Source organism: Enterococcus sp. DIV0660C, from assembly GCF_017316125.1.
In the GTDB taxonomy this organism is placed as follows: domain Bacteria; phylum Bacillota; class Bacilli; order Lactobacillales; family Enterococcaceae; genus Enterococcus_B.
Genome location: NZ_JAFLWA010000026.1, coordinates 23546 through 41122, shown reverse-complemented (window position 1 = coordinate 41122; position 17577 = coordinate 23546). Strand labels below are relative to the sequence as shown.

Annotated in this window: 19 protein-coding genes; 3 read left to right on the top strand and 16 right to left on the bottom strand. The window is 35.4% G+C overall.

All coding sequences use genetic code 11. From position 1 onward, the window contains the following. Positions 1-1529: toxin Cry1Ac domain D-VI-related protein (locus tag DOK81_RS07600; protein WP_242589946.1), on the bottom strand; the 1529-nt coding region annotated here is incomplete at its 3' end. Between the two features lie 15 nt (positions 1530-1544). Beyond that, complete coding sequence (locus DOK81_RS07595; protein WP_206909769.1) at positions 1545-2021, bottom strand: DUF4352 domain-containing protein; 477 nt, start codon at positions 2019-2021, stop codon at positions 1545-1547. 174 nt (positions 2022-2195) lie between these two features. Between DOK81_RS07595 and DOK81_RS07590 the strand changes: the two genes are divergently transcribed. The 3 genes from DOK81_RS07590 to DOK81_RS07580 all read left to right on the top strand — a co-directional run bounded on the left by DOK81_RS07590 (position 2196) and on the right by DOK81_RS07580 (position 4322). Continuing rightward, positions 2196-2894 (top strand): sugar transferase, encoded by a 699-nt coding sequence (locus tag DOK81_RS07590; RefSeq protein WP_206909767.1) that lies wholly within the window; start codon positions 2196-2198, stop codon positions 2892-2894. 59 nt (positions 2895-2953) lie between these two features. Next, complete coding sequence (locus DOK81_RS07585; protein WP_206909765.1) at positions 2954-3358, top strand: helix-turn-helix domain-containing protein; 405 nt, start codon at positions 2954-2956, stop codon at positions 3356-3358. Between the two features lie 88 nt (positions 3359-3446). Further along, positions 3447-4322, top strand: coding sequence for a hypothetical protein (locus DOK81_RS07580; RefSeq protein WP_206909763.1), 876 nt, complete (start codon positions 3447-3449; stop codon positions 4320-4322). Positions 4323-5229: 907 nt separating this feature from the next. Here the strand turns inward: DOK81_RS07580 and DOK81_RS07575 are convergent. From DOK81_RS07575 to ybeY, 14 genes are all read right to left on the bottom strand, one after another. Further along, positions 5230-5634 carry a PTS fructose transporter subunit IIA gene (locus DOK81_RS07575; protein ID WP_206909761.1) on the bottom strand — a complete coding sequence of 135 codons (405 nt, stop codon included), beginning with the start codon at positions 5632-5634 and terminating at the stop codon, positions 5230-5232. A 13-nt stretch (positions 5635-5647) separates the two neighbouring features. Beyond that, complete coding sequence (locus DOK81_RS07570) at positions 5648-6457, bottom strand: PTS system mannose/fructose/sorbose family transporter subunit IID (RefSeq protein WP_206898475.1); 810 nt, start codon at positions 6455-6457, stop codon at positions 5648-5650. After that, complete coding sequence (locus tag DOK81_RS07565; protein ID WP_206909759.1) at positions 6444-7337, bottom strand: PTS sugar transporter subunit IIC; 894 nt, start codon at positions 7335-7337, stop codon at positions 6444-6446. Before DOK81_RS07565 ends, DOK81_RS07570 begins: the two co-directional genes overlap by 14 nt. A gap of 12 nt (positions 7338-7349) precedes the next feature. Further along, a complete protein-coding gene (locus tag DOK81_RS07560) occupies positions 7350-7829 on the bottom strand; it encodes a PTS sugar transporter subunit IIB (protein WP_206909757.1) in 480 nt (159 codons plus the stop codon). Between the two features lie 90 nt (positions 7830-7919). Further along, positions 7920-8891, bottom strand: a complete 972-nt coding sequence (gene lacD / locus DOK81_RS07555) for a tagatose-bisphosphate aldolase (protein WP_206909774.1) — start codon at positions 8889-8891, stop codon at positions 7920-7922. Positions 8892-8893: 2 nt separating this feature from the next. Then, positions 8894-10093, bottom strand: a complete 1200-nt coding sequence (locus DOK81_RS07550) for an SIS domain-containing protein (RefSeq protein ID WP_206909756.1) — start codon at positions 10091-10093, stop codon at positions 8894-8896. A 12-nt stretch (positions 10094-10105) separates the two neighbouring features. Beyond that, positions 10106-10837, bottom strand: a complete 732-nt coding sequence (locus tag DOK81_RS07545) for a GntR family transcriptional regulator (protein WP_206909754.1) — start codon at positions 10835-10837, stop codon at positions 10106-10108. Between the two features lie 452 nt (positions 10838-11289). Next, on the bottom strand, positions 11290-13365 hold the full coding sequence (gene glyS / locus DOK81_RS07540; RefSeq protein ID WP_206909752.1) for a glycine--tRNA ligase subunit beta: 2076 nt from the start codon (positions 13363-13365) through the stop codon (positions 11290-11292). 1 nt (position 13366) lies between these two features. After that, positions 13367-14284 carry a glycine--tRNA ligase subunit alpha gene (gene glyQ / locus DOK81_RS07535; RefSeq protein WP_206909750.1) on the bottom strand — a complete coding sequence of 306 codons (918 nt, stop codon included), beginning with the start codon at positions 14282-14284 and terminating at the stop codon, positions 13367-13369. Positions 14285-14306: 22 nt separating this feature from the next. Next, positions 14307-14549 carry a hypothetical protein gene (locus tag DOK81_RS07530; protein ID WP_206909748.1) on the bottom strand — a complete coding sequence of 81 codons (243 nt, stop codon included), beginning with the start codon at positions 14547-14549 and terminating at the stop codon, positions 14307-14309. Between the two features lie 305 nt (positions 14550-14854). Next, positions 14855-15715 carry a DNA repair protein RecO gene (recO, locus tag DOK81_RS07525; protein WP_206909746.1) on the bottom strand — a complete coding sequence of 287 codons (861 nt, stop codon included), beginning with the start codon at positions 15713-15715 and terminating at the stop codon, positions 14855-14857. Positions 15716-15791: 76 nt separating this feature from the next. Continuing rightward, positions 15792-16691: a GTPase Era gene (gene era, locus DOK81_RS07520; RefSeq protein ID WP_067483882.1), complete on the bottom strand. Its 900-nt coding sequence runs from the start codon at positions 16689-16691 to the stop codon at positions 15792-15794. A gap of 18 nt (positions 16692-16709) precedes the next feature. Then, entirely contained in the window at positions 16710-17102 is a 393-nt protein-coding gene (locus DOK81_RS07515; RefSeq protein WP_206909744.1) for a diacylglycerol kinase family protein, read from the bottom strand. Continuing rightward, the gene (ybeY, locus tag DOK81_RS07510; protein WP_206909742.1) at positions 17086-17562 is read right to left on the bottom strand and encodes an rRNA maturation RNase YbeY; all 477 of its coding nucleotides are present in this window, start codon (positions 17560-17562) and stop codon (positions 17086-17088) included. The genes DOK81_RS07515 and ybeY overlap by 17 nt, the downstream gene beginning before the upstream one ends. Positions 17563-17577 lie beyond the last annotated feature (15 nt).

The window sequence follows — 17577 nt, the reverse complement described above, 5'->3', positions numbered from 1 at the left end:
ACACTTGTAATTGCAAATTGGTCGTCTTGTTTATCCAACAATTCTTGTGCTTTGTCGATTTTGTTTTGTAGTTCTTGTTTTTTCGCTTCATCTGTTACTTTATCGACCGCTGCTTGTGCTTCGTTGATTTTGTCTTGGTTGACGCCATCAGCTAGGTTTTCTCCATTGAACAAGCCGTTGACTTTGTCAGTTGCTTCTTGCACGATTTGTGCTTGATCGTCTTGTTTATTCAACAATTCTTGTGCTTTGTCGATCTTGTTTTGTAGTTCTTGTTTTTTCGCTTCATCTGTTACTTTATCGACCGCTGCTTGTGCTTCGTTGATTTTGTCTTGGTTGACGCCATCAGCTAGGTTTTCTCCATTGAACAAGCCGTTGACTTTGTTAGTTGCTTCTTGCACGATTTGTGCTTGATCGTCTTGTTTATTCAACAATTCTTGTGCTTTGTCGATCTTGTTTTGTAGTTCTTGTTTTTTCGCTTCATCTGTTACTTTATCGACCGCTGCTTGTGCTTCATTGATTTTGTCTTGGTTGACTCCATCAGCTAGGTTTTCTCCATTGAACAAGCCGTTGACTTTGTTAGTTGCTTCTTGCACGATTTGATTTTGAGAATCTTCTGCCACCAACTGCTCTGCTTTTGAGATTGCTGCATTCATTTCTGCAGCATCTTGATTATTGGAGATATTTGCTACTTGTTGTTTAACTTCTTGTACTTTTTCACTTGTGATACCAGGAGCTAACTCACTGTGGTCTGTAGAAGTAAATAAACTATCTACTGCTTGCCATTCCTTTGAGTAAGTTAAATTTACTGTTATATTAGGAGTAATTTCTCCATATCGAGAATAGTATTCTTCCACTTGTCCGGAATTAATTTTCAAACTCAATTTTCCAGATTTTGTGCTAGGAATAATGTTCGTATTTGCTGTAAATGAACCTAATGATCGAGAACCTGTAGTAACTGTTTTATCACCGTTAGTAGTGATTAATTCAATTGAACCAAAGCCAAAACCATTACATGATAGAGTTGTTGTATAAGAACGATTTGGTAAAAAATTTGTAATGTCTTTGTTAAGTGTATACTCTGCTGTTCTACCTGTTTTGTCATCATTACCATACTCAAAATCAGAAGCTCGAATTATTATAGGTTTTGTAGAATCTTTAGGTAAAAGAATCTGACCATCAATAGCCTCGTTAGGTACAGATGGAACAACTCCCACATTTCCATTTAAATTTCCACTTTGCCAACTATTAATATCATATGTTCTAGAAGATGTTTCTCCCCATGAATCTCTTCCCTGATAATAAACACTACCATTCCAAGGACTTTGTGCAACTGGATATCCAGAGAACAACTGACCGTAGCTTTCATTTTTGTTATCAGATTTATTTGTGAGTACCGTATTAGAATTTTCTGTTGCTAATACAGGAGTTGAAATAGCAGCTAAATTTCCACTCATAATCAAAGAAATGGCAGCCAATGCGATTCCTTTTTTAGATGCTTTGATTTTTTTTCGTAATTTTTTTTCCTTCATTCTTAAAATCCCTTCTTAAAATTTAATATTCCATTCTTGTGTTGCTTCATTTTTTTGATATAGAAGTGTTCCTTTATCTACATCTTTCTTTACTTCAAATGACACAACACCTTCCAAGCTTTTTTCAGGCAAAACAGCTTGCCCAAAATTAACTCCATCTGCGTATGGTTCTATTGATTGTTTCCCAATGTTCAATTTAAAGTCATTAGAACCTACACCTTGTTCTTCATTTGACCTATTACGGACTTTTACTTTAATTGAAACAATTTTAGTATCCTTCGTATTATCGGCAGTCGATATATCTCCAAGTGTTATCTCTAAACCACGCAGATACTTGACATTCGAGCTTGTCGAACTACTTTGTTCCGTGCTTTGCTGAATGCTAGTACTAGTTTTTGTAGTATTTGATTCACTTTGCTGATTCTGTGAATTACAACCAGCTATCAAAGTAGATAGACCCAGTAAAGCTACGAAACAACCAATTTTCTTCATAATTTCTCACCTCCAATTTCTACGCAACTGATTGTATATTTCTTTTCCATATCATCAACTTCAAAAAATTTAATTGTTCGTAAAAAAAAAAAAAGAGGGTGACTCTTTTTAAATCTAAAATTATTTCAGAATCTATATCAAACAAAGTCAAGAAAATTAGAAAGGGATAGTTTAATGGATTATTTTGAATTGGTTTTTCAAAAAAGAACAATAACAGATTTTTTAGGAGCTGAAAAAAAATCTTCAAAATTTAGATTGACAAAAAGGTATTATCTTGTTATAAAGAGATTCTTTGATATTGTTTTTAGTATCACAAGCCTTCTGCTTCTCAGTCCACTATTGTTAGTCATTTCTTTGCTCATTTATTTTGATCAACATGGTCCAATTTTTTTTACTCAGGAAAGAGTTGGTAAGAACGGTAAAATTTTCAAAATATACAAATTTCGAACGATGGTAGTAAATGCAGAGGAGTTACTATCTAATTTGTTGTCTAAAAATGAAATGGATGGCCCTATGTTCAAAATGAAGGATGATCCTAGAGTCACCCGCATTGGTAGATATTTACGAAAATTGAGTTTAGATGAATTACCTCAATTGTACAATGTAATAAAGGGTGATATGAGTTTAGTAGGTCCGCGCCCTCCTTTAGTCTCTGAAGTGAAAAAATACACAAAGTCTGATTTAGAAAGGTTAACTATCCTCCCCGGTTGTTCTGGAATCTGGCAGGTATGTGGAAGAAATACGATTGATTTTACTACAATGGTTAAAATGGATCTTTGGTATAAAAATAATCAATGTTTGCTTTTAGATAGTTTAATTATTTTAAAAACTATTAAGAATATTATATTTTTTAAAGATTCACATGCATATTAAATAAACTTTATACTCCAAAATTCTATATAAAATACTATTCTGAAGGATGAGTTTTAATTATGTTAAATCTAATCTATGAAAAATCAATATATACTAAAATTAGAATTGTAAAATACATCATAGATAACAATGGTCAAAGTACGAAACAAAGAATTATAAAAAATTTAGATATCACATTGATTACTTTAAATAAATATTTGGAAGAATTATCAGAAGAACTACCTGAAAATTCAATATATATATCCGAAAAATATATTGTTTTTAACACTAAATTGATGAGTTTTCATGATGCTCAAAAATTTTATTTTTCTAAAAGTATCACAAAAGATATTTTTTATAGCATTTTTTATAAGCAGAAGAAAACTTTAGATAGTCTTGCTAATGATTTATATATAAGTCCCTCAAAATTATTCAATATTTTAAAATTTTTATCAAAACAGCTTTCATATCTGCATTATCCGTAGTCCTTACGTTACAGTAAGAGGAAATATTGAATCGATCCTTGTACTTTATAACCTATATTTGCAAAACACAAATATAGGTTATAATAATTTGTATAATCCTATTTCTATTGATCTCCTTACTGACAAAATAGTAAATTTTCTAGAAGACTGTAACATCAAAATTGAAAATAATATTATTTATGAACTACAGACTTGGATCATAACTGTCAATTGCAAAGATTATCTGCAAAAATTTAGTGATAGTCATCTAGAAATCAATAAAGAATTCATCTCATCAGAAAGTCCTGTAGTAAAAAAAATATACAATAACTTTTTTTGCTTCAATAATAAAAAATTGGATGAAGAAAAAATCTTACTTATTTTGATCTTTTTATTATCTAATATGAATAGCCTACATTTTAAAAATGTAAAAAATGAGCAAAATTTTTTTCTAAATGAACTAACTCCTAACTATATAGATAAAGATCTTATTTTTTCTATACTTTGTGGACCGTACAATGTATCTACAACTGACATAAAAACACTATCAATAAGAATCGAAATTTGTATTCATTATGCTAAAATTTTATATCCTTATTATTTTTTTTATAATAAATATTTTTCAACAAATATTAAATCATTATCATTTTCTAAAGATATAAATTGTGCTTTAAAAAAATACACCATCCACAATTATAATATTCAATGGATACTGTCATTACTGACTTACACGGTCCATTCTTTTCAAAAGAGTTATATAGATTCCACGTTGAATATTGCCTTTTATTCAGCCAAGGGAAATAGATACGAAAAACAGTATTGCAATGAAATAAAAAAAGCGATTAAAATTATTCCCTATTGTGAATTGGATGATACTAGTGCTGATATTTTGTTAATTGATAACATTGAGCTACTCAAAAATGTAAATAATTATGAAAAATATGTAATGATTGGAGACTCTGATCTAGATTATTTCTCTTTTTAAAGAACAGCCTCTTCTATCTTGGCTATTCTTACGAAACACCTAACGTACTTTCTTTCAACAATTTGACCTTAACCATTTCTTCTGGATCAAAATAGTCCTATTTATAGACACTTTAAGTTGTTCTTTTTATTGATCCTAAGAGAGACCTAATAAAATCATCAGTAGCGTCAAGAACAAAGAGTTAAACTTGTTGTCTTCATTCCTTTTAATTCATTCCACCATATTTTAGCAATTAATAGATTCGTTACACTCATCCATAGAGTGATGAAATGTGGTTTTCGCTATAAATCTATCAATTAGTTTCAAGAAATAGCGCATTAACTATGTGTGCTATCTGTATATTTTTTTTTATAAAAAATAAGAAAAAAATAAAATAAAAACTTCTCGTTTTTTTTTATAAAATAGACTTGTAACTTCATTAGTTTGTTACACAATCTCTCATATTTAACCACATTCATTTCATTCACTGTAAGAGGAAGCGTTGAAAACAAGTTTTCCTCTTACTACTGAAAAAGGATTTCACGAATAGCCTCAACAGGTATTTCGCGAAATCCTTTTTTCTATTATATAAGAAGCTATTTATTGCTCAGACTAATAACGGACTGAAAGATATAAAGAGACGATAGATTTCTCCAAAAAGAAAAAAATAAATTTTCTTAAATTGAACAAATAATATTTAAACTACAAAAGGTAACTTGAACTGAATATTCCTACTCTATTTCATAGGAATGTGGAGAAACTTGAACATCGATAATAAAATTCTTGTTCTTCATTAACAACCTATCTCTATAAATAGACATTCGCTATTTATTACACAATAACCACGACTTTCTTCTTTTTTAGAAAGGAAGCCGCTGTTGTTGTGTCTAGAGTTTATCACTTAATGGTTTATTTTTTACTCGTTCAACTATTCATCTTCCTCTTCATTCGCCAATGCAATCATTTGATTAACGGAAACAATATTTTGTTGACCAGAAGTAATAAAGTCAACAGGCGTATCAATCAATGTACCATTGATGAACTCAATTACCATTGGCATATTCATCCCAGCGTAAAGTTCGATCGCTGCACCCTCCATAATCATACGAGAGATGACGTTACAAGGCGTTCCTCCCATCAGGTCACAAAAGACAACATAGGATTCTAATTCAGCTGTGACTTGTAAAAATTTTTCTTTAAAATCTTCTGCACCATCGGATTCTAACAATGCCACCGTATGGATCGTCGTTTGTGGTCCCATGATCATTTCTGTACTTTTTTTCAGTGCTTCACATAATTGTCCATGACTAATCAAAACTAACTCTTGACTCATTTTTTCCACCCCATTATTTTGAAATCACACCAAGAGCTGATAACGCAACACAGACAATCAGAACAATAAAGATTGCACGTGTAGATGTCATATTTTTCTTGCCTAACATCCAATATACCCCACCAACAATTGCTGCTGGTAAAATCTTAGGTAAAATCATATCAATATTATTTTGCATGTTTAGTGTCACATCACCAATGCTTGGTGCCCATGAGAATTTAACATTGACCATTGTTGCTACTAAAGCACCTACCATGAAGACACCGAGTAATGTTGCTGCATCAGTTAGTGCAGTTAGTCGTGATTGCATCGTTGTTACTAATGAGATTCCTTCTTTATAAGCAAACTCCAATTGCTTCCAACGAAAGACCATGACAACGATTTGTGCGATGATCCAGATAAACACACCTGCAGGATTTCCATTGATTGCCATGTTCGCAGCCAATGCACCAAAGATAGTTGGAATAAGCGCAGCAAAGATCGAGTCACCAATTGCGGCAAAAGGCCCCATTAACCCAGCTTTCATCCCAGAAACTGTTTGTTTTGCTGCAATTCCTTCCTTCTCTTCAATTGCAAGGTCAATCCCTGTGACAATCGTATTAAAGAAGTTTGACGTATTAAAAAATTGCGTATGCGTTTTCATTATTTCTTTTAACTCAGGTGTATCATCCCCATAAATTTTGCGAAGCTGAGGTAAGATCGTATACAAATAACCTGAACCCTGCATCCGTTCATAGTTCCAGCCTAATTGAAAAGTAAATAAACTTCTTCGATTGATTTGTTTAAAATCTTCTTTTGTCAATTTATAATTAGATTTCGTCATCTTCGATTTCCCCCTCAGCTGATTCTACTTGCTCATTTGCTACTGGTTTTTGATTATGATTATTCTGACCATTTTTATAACTAATAGCTGCTAACGCAAATCCAATCAAAGCGACCGCTAACATTGGTAATGAGTTAAAGGTTCCTGGCATTTCCTTCACTACACTTGCCACACTCGTTCCAAGTAATTGGACATTTGAGAAAAGCGTTGCTAACAATGCAGTAATCGTGAAACCTAAAACGAGATATGGAAAATGTTTCTTAACAGGTAGATAGCGTAATAAAATAGCAAAACCAACTGCTGGCAGAACAGCTCCGGCTACTGATAAACCATCACCTAGCCATTTTAGATCACCATTCAACACGCCAACAACATTTTCAACCAACCCTCCTCCAAAAGCCAAAGCTAAGAAAACAGGTACTAGCCGAGAAAGTGACCAAGGTAAAGCACCCATCAAGAAGTTTCGTTCAATTGCTTTATAATTCATTGTTTCAACATGTCGATCAATTCGATGTGCAAAATACGTATTTGCAAAGCGAGCTAAAATATCTAATTGGATCATCAAGCTAGCCACTGGTACAGCAATTGCTGCAATCGCTTGTTCAGGATTCATACCAAGTGAAATCGAAAAGGCTGTTGCTAAAATCGTTCCTGAATTTGCATCAATCTTAGAAGCACCGCCAAATGTTCCAACACCTAACACTGTTAACTGCATACTACCACCAATGATCAGTCCTGCTTGTAAATCCCCCATTACTAAACCAGCAAACAAACCGGCAAAGACGGGTGCACTCATTGATGAATAAATTTGTAGCTCATCTAAAATCTGATAGCCTGCGTATAATGATAATAATAAGATCTGCCACCATTGAATATCCATGAATTATTCCTCCTATTTTGTTAACAGACTCATAAAGTCTTCAGCCTTGTCACTTGGAACCATTTGAGCAATCAGATGTACTCCTTTAGCTGCTAATTGTTTAAATACAGATACATCTTCATCAACAACATTGATTGACTTAGTAATGGAACGAGTTTCATCTGTTTGAGACATGTTCCCAACATTGATTTCTGTCAAAGGAACACCTAACTCAACTAACTTTAATAAACGATCTGGCTTCTTCGCAACAATCAGTAGTCGTTGCGAATCATACTTACCAGCTAAAATATTAGCTGCTGCTTTTTCTACTGGTAACACGCTTAACTTTACTCCAGCTGGTGTAGCAAGCTTAAGACCACTTTTTTCGATTGCATTTGTCGCTACTTCATCATCTACGACCATGATTCGTGTGATATTTAGTTTTGTTGTCCACAAATTTGCTACTTGTCCATGAATCAGTCTGCCATCAATTCGTACGCCAATAATTGCCATTTTTCTTCGTTCCCTTCTGTTTTTGAATAAGTAATGCCATTATAAAAAGTAAACGAAACCGCTTACTTTTTCTTGGTTAAATTGAAGCGGCTATGCTTTTTCATACCAAGGGGTTGCTGTTCGTTCCACAACCTCATTTAATTCCTCGATATTTGCTCGACCAGTTGTTTGCAACCAATCAATGGCGCCTGCTCGACCGTTCTCAACATAAGCTTTTACACCGTCTTTCCAAGTTGCCCGACCACAAAGAACACCATTAAAGGCTGAACCAGATTCACGAGCGAAGACCAGTGTTTCTTGGAATAATTTCGTTGACACTCCAGCACTTAAGAAAATAAATGGTAAACTTGTTGCCTCACTTTGTTCCTTAAAGAATTCTTGCGCTTCGACTTGTGTATAACATGTTTCATTAGTAGCAAAACCCTCAACATAATTCATGTTGACTGGCACTTCGACTTTTAGTACGTCTACCTTATAATTTGGTTGTGAAAATTCTTTCATCATCTCAATGACTTTATGGGGTTTGATTTTCGCATATTCGATTGAGTTACTATCTGCAATTGTTGCATCATAGGAAACCAATTCTAAGTAAAAGGGGCGATCTTCTCCGGCACATTCACTTCCTAAGCGTTCAACAAAAACATGTTTTAAATGGTTGATTGCTGGGTCTTCATCCACGTCATAATACAATAAAAATTTGACAGCATCTGCTTGCGCTATTTTTAAACGTAGAGCAGACCAATCTTCGAGTAAATCAGGTAGTCGACCAGGTTTCGTTGCATCATAACCCGTTTTTTCATAAGCTAATAATAAACCCGCTTGTTCATCACGAGCTTTCGCTGCAGAGAGCCCGTACTCTGGATCTAACAAAATGGCTGAAGCAAAAGGTGTTAGCTCACTTGAAACGAGCGTCTTAAATTCGCTGATTTGTTCCGCTGTTGCATCCATCCCCAGTGCATGCATCATTTTTTTCAGTGCGCCGCGTTGATCAATTGCTAATGCACTGATTTTCCCTGTTTCTGTGGATAATCGATTCATTGCTGCTTGTTTTTCTGTTGTCAAGTTCACTTATTATCTCCTCTTTTCTCTATATTTTCAGGATAGTTGTGAATCGTTACTCCTTTAACAACTCGATTAACGGTTCCGCTTGGCGAAGGTGTATCTGGTGTGTGCCCAATCTTGATTGAGGTCCACAACGCGATCAACTGGCCAACTAAGATCATCGCTAAAGACAAATAGCCATCAGGTAAACAAGTTTCCGTTTCTTCCATTTGAAAAGTTTGACCAGAATAGTTTGTCTTTCCAGGTTGGGCAATCGCAATTGCTTGTTTCGCAATTTTATCTCCGTGAATTTCTTCCAAAATATCTAAATCATAGGTTCGTGTGTAAGGATGATTATTAACGAATACAAAAACGAGCGTTTCGTCGTTCACGAATGACTTAGGACCATGACGAAAGCCCATGGAAGAATCAAAACTAGTAGCGACTTTTCCCGCAGTTAATTCTAAAATTTTCAGTTGTGCTTCTCTTGCCAATCCTGCTAAGCTACCTGATCCTAGATAAACAATTCTTTGAAAATCTGGCGAAATCAATTCCTTAATCTCCGATACTCTGCTTAAGATGTTCTCACCCACTTTAGATAAAACGGTTACATATTTCTCCTTCGTTTCATCCGCTGTTCGGTCAAAAATCAATAAGGCACTTAACATCATGCAAGTAAAACTTCCAGTCATTGCAAAACCAGCATCGTTGGCTCTTTCAGGCATCAATAATAAAAAGTTTTTTGGATCCTTTTCTGCTGCTTTAGCCAAACTTCCCTCTGCTGCACAAGTAATCGATAAATGAAAAATCGTCGAAACGACTTGATTTGCGAGATCAACTGCCGCTAAGCTTTCGGGACTATTTCCACTGCGTGCAAACGATACAAGTAATGTGGGCTCTTCAGGAATCAAATAATCTTGTGGTGCAGCAACAATATCAGTGGTTCCAATACTTTGGAAAATAAACTTTTGTGTATCACCATGTCCATTTAAATAAGGAACAATCGTATCCCCCACATACTGAGACGTTCCAGCTCCAGTGAAAATTACTCGAATACGTTTTCCTTTTGCTGATTCGTTCATTTTTTCAAAAAATGCTTTGAGCTCTTCCTTTTTTTCTTTCAAGATTGCAACTGTTTCTTGCCATAATTCTGGTTGCTGTTGAATTTCACCAGCTGTGATTGCTGCACCTCGTTCTTCCAACTCTTTTCTTTGTTCAAGCATTTGACTTCCTCCTTAATGACTGCGCACGTGCCGGATTTTATAATGGAACTGATCTGCTCTGGCAACGCTGTCTGTATATTCGATAATTTCATTTTTGTGATTGTATGTCGACCGAATCAAATGTAATACAGGGGCACTATCTGCGATGCGTAATAAATCGGCATCTTTTTTTTGCACAATGCTTGCATAAAATTCTTCATCTGCAAACTGGACGATTTGATCGTAATCTTGCGAAAAGACATCATACAAGGGTTTGCTTTCAAGTAAGGGTAAATCTAAATTCATAAATAATTTAACTGGTAAGTACGAACGTTCAACCATTAATGGTTCTGCATCTGCCAAACGTAATCGTTTGATTTTAAACACTGGTTCACCAAGCGTTATATTCAACGCCTGGGCGATTTTTTTTGTTGCTTCCATTTGACGAAATTCTAAAATCACTGTCTTAGGTAATCTGCCTAATTCTTTCATTGCCTCTGTAAAGCTATATGCGCCTGCTAAGTTGGATGACTTCACAGATAAGTCGGATACAAATGTTCCTTTGCCATGGCGACGATAAATATAGCCTAATGTTTCTAATTCTTGTAAAGCTAAGCGAACAGTCGTACGACTAACGCCGTAATGTTGACATAATTCTCGTTCAGATGGCAGTTGATCATGTGCTGTCATCTGCTTTTCAATCCGATCTTTTAATACATCAACAAGTTGATAGTATAAAGATTTTCCTTTTCCTGAGCTCTCCATTTGTTTTTCCTTTCTCTAACTGGTTATAACCACATGACAAGAATAAAAATATTTTTCTTTTTTGTCAAACCTTTTTTTCAAAAAAATAATCTATTATCAGTATTATCAAGGATTTTTTTTCATTTAAGAAAAGTACCAGACTGATACCAGTTGACAAAAATCAGGTAATATCGTTTACAGCTTCAAATACAAAAGACCTGAGACAATTCTCATTGTCTCAGGTCTAACAACTATATATACTTTTGAAAAAGTATAAGTACTCTTCAAAATATTGCAAGCTGCTTTGTCCGTTACTCATTATTTTTTCAAAGCTGAACGATTGGCATCACAACCTTGTTCACGGTATTTAAGAAGTAACTCCTTCAAAATAAGCCTAAATTTCACAAAAATTTGAGAAGCAATTTTCGAAAATTTATTCTTATTTATTGAAGTTGGGCACTTCTTTCACAACCTTATTTTGTCATAATCTTATCCAAGCTCGCCAAAGATAATGCCATAAATGCAATTTCCTTCAATTGCGATAAACGGTTAGCACGTACTGCTTGGTCTTCTGCCATAACCATTGTTTCATCAAAATATTTCTCAATCAATGGACGTAATTCAACTAAGCTTTCATAGCTTTCACCCAACGTTTGTGTTGCAAAATTAGCTTTCAACTCATTCACCGCTTCATTCAAGGCTGTTTCTGCTTCATTTTCAAACAATGCTGGATCTACTACACCAGCTTCTGTTGTTTCTGCTTTTTTCGCTAAGTTGATGACACGCGTCAAAGCTTCCATTGAAGGTTTGAAATCCGAATCATTCAAATGCTCCTTGAATAATTGTGCTGCGCTGAAGACTTTTGTTAAATCGTTTTGTTCTGCATTCAATACCGCATCAATCACATCATGACGAATTTCTTTCGTGACTAACAATTGACGTAGACGTCCTTTGATAAATGAAAGAACTTCACCTTGGCCACTTGTTAAGTCAATGCCAAAACGTGTGAGATCTTTGCTAATTTCTGCATCAATGACTTCTTGTAGTTTAGCTAATGGGAAACTCCATCCCTTTGCTTCTACGATACGAACCACACCATAAGCTTGGCGACGCAAAGCATACGGATCGTTTGATCCACTTGGTACCATTCCTACGGCGAAGAAAGAAAAGATGCTATCTAACTTGTCTGCCACAGCTAAGACAGAACCAATAACGGATTCTGGTAAGTCTCCCTCGCTTGAAATTGGCATATAGTGTTCACGAATTGCTTTCGCAACGGCAGGTTTTTCACCTTGAAGTAACGCATATTTTTCACCCATGATTCCTTGTAACTCAGGGAATTCACCGACCATATTCGTCACTAAATCAAATTTATAAATTTCAGCAGCGCGTTGAAGGTCTGTTAACTCTGCTTCAGACAAACCGACTTCTTCTCCAATGATGCGTGCAGCGATTTGAACACGTTGCATTTTTTCATAGATACTACCGATTTTTTCATGGAAAGTAACTGATTTTAGTTTTTCTACATCTTCTGCGATGGAGACTTTTTTATCTTCATTGTAGAAAAATTCAGCATCCTCTAAACGTGCAGTTAACACTTTTTGATTTCCTTTGATCACATTGTCTAATTTTACAGCGTCCCCATTACGAGCAGAAATAAAGTGAGGTAATAACATTCCCTCTTCATTTCGAACTTCAAAGTAACGTTGGTGCTCTTTCATTGACGTGACCAAAACTTCTTCTGGTACTGAAAGATATTTTTCTTCAAAGTCACCAGCAAAAACAGTTGGGTATTCGACCAAGTTATTTACTTCTTCAAGTAATTCTGGATCTAGATCAATCACCCAATGATTTTTTTCTGCTAATTTTTGTGCTTGACTAACAATCATTGCTTCTCTTTTTTGTGGTGAAGCAATAACAAATTGCTCCTTCAATTTTTCTTCATATTCTTTTGCATGATCAAAAGTGATGGATTCACCCAAGAAACGGTGTCCACGAGAAGCACGCCCTGTTTCAACATCTAACACACTAAATGGAATGACTTCATCGTCTAACAAAGCGACAATCCAATGAATTGGTCGAATATATTCAAAATCAAAATTTGCCCAGTGCATTGTTACAGGGAAAGTTAAACTTTTAATTACATCTGCCAGCCCAGCTAAAACTTCGATTGCAGGTTTCCCATGAGTGTATTTTGTCACATAAACATATTCCACATCTTTTAACTCTCTAAAAGTAATATCATCTGTTGTTAGCCCTTGACCACGAACGAATCCTTCAGCGGCTTTTGACCAATTTCCATCAGCATCCAATGCGATTTTTTTAGCAGGTCCTTTGATTTCTTCTTCACTATCTGCTTGACGTTCAGGAACATTTATTACTTTGATTGCTAAACGGCGCGGTGTTGAGAATGTTTCGATTGAATCATAAGTTAATTGATGTTCATCTAAAAATTTTGCTGTTTTTTCTTCTAATTGTTTCATGCTTGGTGTGACCACATGAGCAGGCATTTCTTCTAGTCCAATTTCCAATAATAAGTCTTTTGCCATCTTATTCAGCCTCCTTAACTGTTTCTGGATTTGCTGTGTTCTTGTTCAATAGTGGGAACCCCAATTTTTCACGCTCCGCAACAAAGATTTTTGCTACAGCACGAGCCATATTTCGGATTCGAGAAAGATATCCAGCACGTTCTGTAACTGAAACGGCACCACGCGCATCAAGTAGATTAAATGTATGGCTACATTTTAAAATATAATCATATGCTGGATGAACAAGGTTTTCATCAATACATCGATTCGCTTCTTTTTCAAAACGATCAAAATTTTGTAACAATAATTCTTGGTCACTGACTTCAAATGAATATTTTGAATGTTCATATTCAGGTTGTTTGAAAATCTCACCATATTTTACGCCTGCTGACCATTCAAGATCATAGACACTTTCCACTTCTTGAATATAAGATGCTAAACGTTCTAAACCGTAAGTGATTTCTGAAGTCACTGGTTTACAAGGTAAGCCACCTACTTGTTGGAAATACGTAAATTGTGTGATTTCCATTCCGTCTAACCAAACTTCCCAACCAACACCAGCGCAACCCATTGAAGGATTTTCCCAATTATCTTCAACGAATCGAATATCGTGTTCTAATGGATCGATCCCTAATAAACGCAAACTTTCTAAATATAATTCTTGGATATTTTCTGGTGAAGGCTTCATTACTACTTGAAATTGATGATGTTGATACAAACGATTTGGATTTTCACCGTAACGACCATCTGCTGGACGACGTGAAGGTTCCACATAAGCCGCATTCCAAGGTTCTGGTCCAATGGCGCGTAAAAATGTATAAGGACTCATTGTTCCGGCACCCTTTTCTGTGTCATAGGCTTGCATTAGCATACAACCATTTGATGCCCAAAATTTTTGTAATGTTAAAATCATGTCTTGAACGCTTAATTTTTTGCTCATAGTATAGTACCCCTTTCATTTCTTACAAAGCTTGCACGACTGGATAAAATGCGACGACTGAACCCGGAATCAACTTCACACGAACAACGTCTGTCTCAGCTAATTGTGCAGCAATTGAATAAATTGTTTCTTCTGGTCTGGTGGTAAAGCTTTCTTTCACTTGTTCTTGATCATCAACAACACTGACTGCTAATGCGACACTTGAAAGAACTTTGATTTGGTTTTCTTTAAACTCTGTTGCCGGAATTTCCATGTCAAATTGCATCTTGATTTCCTCCTAAAAATACAAAAAGTCCCTATGTCTGACTACAGACATAGGGACGAATAACTTCGCGGTTCCACCCTACTTCCGAACAAATATTCGGCAGCTTCGTTTCACGTACTCCCAAGCGCCACTTCAAAAATCGATCGTATTCGGCTCTCACTCTCCCGAACTCGCTTTTACCCACGTATTTTTTACTCTTCTTGATCAACGTACTATTTTATCTACGGTTAATAATAGCCGTTTCATTACTCTTTTGTCAAATTTTTTTGATAATCAATTAAATCTATCTTCTTCGTTTGCTTGGCTCACTCATTTTCTGTCGGATCAGCTGGCAAAGATATCTCGGACTCTGCATCTCCTTTTTCTTGTTCAGTTGCTGAAGAATCTTCCTTTTTCTCTAATGGTTTGAGCACATGTTCCCACGATTTCATTTGATCAATAAACTTCTTACTTTTAAGATGGATGCCCACATATTCCTCATAAAGTTGATCAATCAACTGACGAATCGCTTGTTTTGTGTCTTCTTTTAAATGGATGCCATTGATTCTTTCATAAGAAAGAGCAGAAAACAGACGTGCAAAATAAACAGCTCGAGGATCCGCATGATATCTTCTTTGATCAAGTGACCAATGACGTTCGCAAATCACGCCACCATATTTTGAAGAATAATCAAATTTTCCTTGCGTTTCACCACAGATTGCACAATGTGTCCAGACAGGTGCAATTCCAAATCGTTGTAAGATTTGAATTTCAAAAATATTGGTGATAATTTCTGCATCATCACCTTGATCCATTCTTTCCAGCGCTTGTTGTGTAAAATGAAAAAGATTTGGATCATATTGATGATCTTCAATTGCTGCATCAACCAAACTCAATAAATAAGTCCCGTAACCACTCAAAAAAATATCTTCTTGAATTTTCCGATAGGCATGAACATCTTTGACACTCGTAATAAAAGATAGACCATCACTTTTAAATGTGCCAATATAAACAGCTTGAGTAAATGGTCGAATAGCAGGCGCTAATGGTTGATTTTGTCGATGGATGCCTTTGACATAAAACATCATTTTTCCCGCTGATTCTGTAAAAATCTTGACCAATTTATCTTTTTCTTTATAATTTCGACTAGAAATAATCAAACCTTTTGATTCAACCAATTGACTCAATCGATTCCCCTCCTCAAAAAAAGAAATCTGGAAAAAGTATTGCTACCTGTCCAGATCCGTTTCTTTTTTACTGATTTTAGTATTCGTCTTTACGGTAACCAAAGTCTTGGAGATAGACTTTTTTATCACGCCAATCCTTTTGAACTTTTACCCAAAGTTCCAAGAAAACTTTATCCCCGAGTAGGCTTTCAATATCTTTACGCGCTTTTGTACCGATTTGTTTCAACATTTTTCCACCTTTGCCAATGATGATCCCTTTTTGGCTATCACGTTCAACAATGATGGTTGCTTGAATTTGGATTTTATCATTCTCATTGCGTTTCATTGAATCAACAACAACTGCCACAGAATGAGGGACTTCATCACGAGTCAATACAAGTACTTTTTCTCGAATCAGTTCTGAAACAACAAAATATTCTGGATGATCCGTTATTTGATCTTCTGGGAAATACTGTGGACCTTCTGGCATTTCATCCACTAAAGTTTCCATCAAACGATCCACATTGTTTCCCTCAGTTGCAGAAATTGGTACTACTTGAGCAAATGGCATCTGTGAAGAATAATCTTCAATGATACTTAGCAACTCATCTGGATGGATCTTATCAATTTTATTGATTACTAAATAAACCGGTGATGTCACATTCTTTAGTCGTTCAATAATAAAGTCATCTCCACGTCCACGTTTTTGATCCGCACTGATCATAAATAATACAGCATCGACTTCTTTCAATGCACTGTAAGCTGCTTCCACCATAAAGTCACCCAAGCGATGTTTTGGTTTGTGGATTCCTGGTGTATCAATAAAAATCAATTGTGCTTCTGGTGTCGTATAAACACCTTGAATCTTGTTTCGAGTTGTTTGTGCTTTGTCACTCATGATGGCAATTTTTTGGCCAACGATGCGATTCAAAAGAGTTGACTTCCCAACGTTAGGGCGTCCAACAATGGCAACAAATCCTGATTTATGTTCTGGCATATGGTTTCTCCTTTTTCTTTAAAAAAATAATTGATAGATTTTGGGAACGAATAAAATCAAACCGACGATTACTGCAAAGCAAGCCGTCAATAAAACAGCGCCGGCAGCCATGTCTTTGATTTTCTTTCCAATCGGATGAAAATGAAAGTCCGTAAACATATCGACAACATTTTCAAAAACAGTGTTTAAAATTTCAACGATCCATACTAAAAAAATAGCTAAAAACAACCACAGCCATTCATTCTGACTCAGTTGAAAAAAAGCGCCAGCAATCAATGCAAAGATGCCGAACACAACATGTTTTCTCATGTTGCGTTCTTCATCAAAAACCGTTTTTACTCCTTGGATAGCAAATTCCACTGAAGTCATGAAATGTTTATTTTTTTCAACTTGTTTATCTTTTAAGTCCATAAGCATCCAATATCTCTTTCTGTAGCCCAAACATTTCTTTCTCGTCTTCAGGTGTCATATGATCATATCCATTAATGTGTAAGAAACCATGTACTGCTAAGAAACCTAATTCGCGATCATATGAATGGCCATAGGACTCGGCTTGTTCAGCAGCTCGTTCGATCGAGATCATGATGTCGCCAAGGACACGCGGCATTGGATTCTCGCCATCTTCAAAAATAACTGGGATTTCATCTTCGCCTTCTTCTTCTAAAGCGAAACTGATGACATCAGTTGGCGCATCTTTTCCTCGATAATCACGATTGATTACTTGAATCGCATCATTGTCCATGAATGTCACTGACATTTCTGTTTCTTCAGGTAGTTTTAAATAATCAGCTGCAAACTGGAGTAGTTCATTGATTTCTTGTATCTTCTCCTCAGATACTTTGTTTGTTTCATCCATGAATGTAATATCCATTAGTCATCGCTTCTT

Bases quoted from the DNA above. Each gene is read 5' to 3' on its own strand.
- glyS (WP_206909752.1), bottom strand. From the start codon at position 13,365: ATGGCAAAAGACTTATTATTGGAAATTGGACTAGAAGAAATGCCTGCT.
- DOK81_RS07585 (WP_206909765.1), top strand. From the start codon at position 2,954: ATGTTAAATCTAATCTATGAAAAATCAATATATACTAAAATTAGAATT.
- DOK81_RS07530 (WP_206909748.1), bottom strand. From the start codon at position 14,549: ATGCAATTTGACATGGAAATTCCGGCAACAGAGTTTAAAGAAAACCAA.
- DOK81_RS07595 (WP_206909769.1), bottom strand. From the start codon at position 2,021: ATGAAGAAAATTGGTTGTTTCGTAGCTTTACTGGGTCTATCTACTTTG.
- ybeY (WP_206909742.1), bottom strand. From the start codon at position 17,562: ATGGATATTACATTCATGGATGAAACAAACAAAGTATCTGAGGAGAAG.
- DOK81_RS07590 (WP_206909767.1), top strand. From the start codon at position 2,196: ATGGATTATTTTGAATTGGTTTTTCAAAAAAGAACAATAACAGATTTT.
- DOK81_RS07545 (WP_206909754.1), bottom strand. From the start codon at position 10,837: ATGGAGAGCTCAGGAAAAGGAAAATCTTTATACTATCAACTTGTTGAT.
- DOK81_RS07560 (WP_206909757.1), bottom strand. From the start codon at position 7,829: ATGGCAATTATTGGCGTACGAATTGATGGCAGACTGATTCATGGACAA.
- DOK81_RS07575 (WP_206909761.1), bottom strand. From the start codon at position 5,634: ATGAGTCAAGAGTTAGTTTTGATTAGTCATGGACAATTATGTGAAGCA.
- glyQ (WP_206909750.1), bottom strand. From the start codon at position 14,284: ATGAGCAAAAAATTAAGCGTTCAAGACATGATTTTAACATTACAAAAA.
- DOK81_RS07570 (WP_206898475.1), bottom strand. From the start codon at position 6,457: ATGACGAAATCTAATTATAAATTGACAAAAGAAGATTTTAAACAAATC.
- DOK81_RS07515 (WP_206909744.1), bottom strand. From the start codon at position 17,102: ATGGACTTAAAAGATAAACAAGTTGAAAAAAATAAACATTTCATGACT.
- DOK81_RS07550 (WP_206909756.1), bottom strand. From the start codon at position 10,093: ATGCTTGAACAAAGAAAAGAGTTGGAAGAACGAGGTGCAGCAATCACA.
- DOK81_RS07565 (WP_206909759.1), bottom strand. From the start codon at position 7,337: ATGGATATTCAATGGTGGCAGATCTTATTATTATCATTATACGCAGGC.
- era (WP_067483882.1), bottom strand. From the start codon at position 16,691: ATGCCAGAACATAAATCAGGATTTGTTGCCATTGTTGGACGCCCTAAC.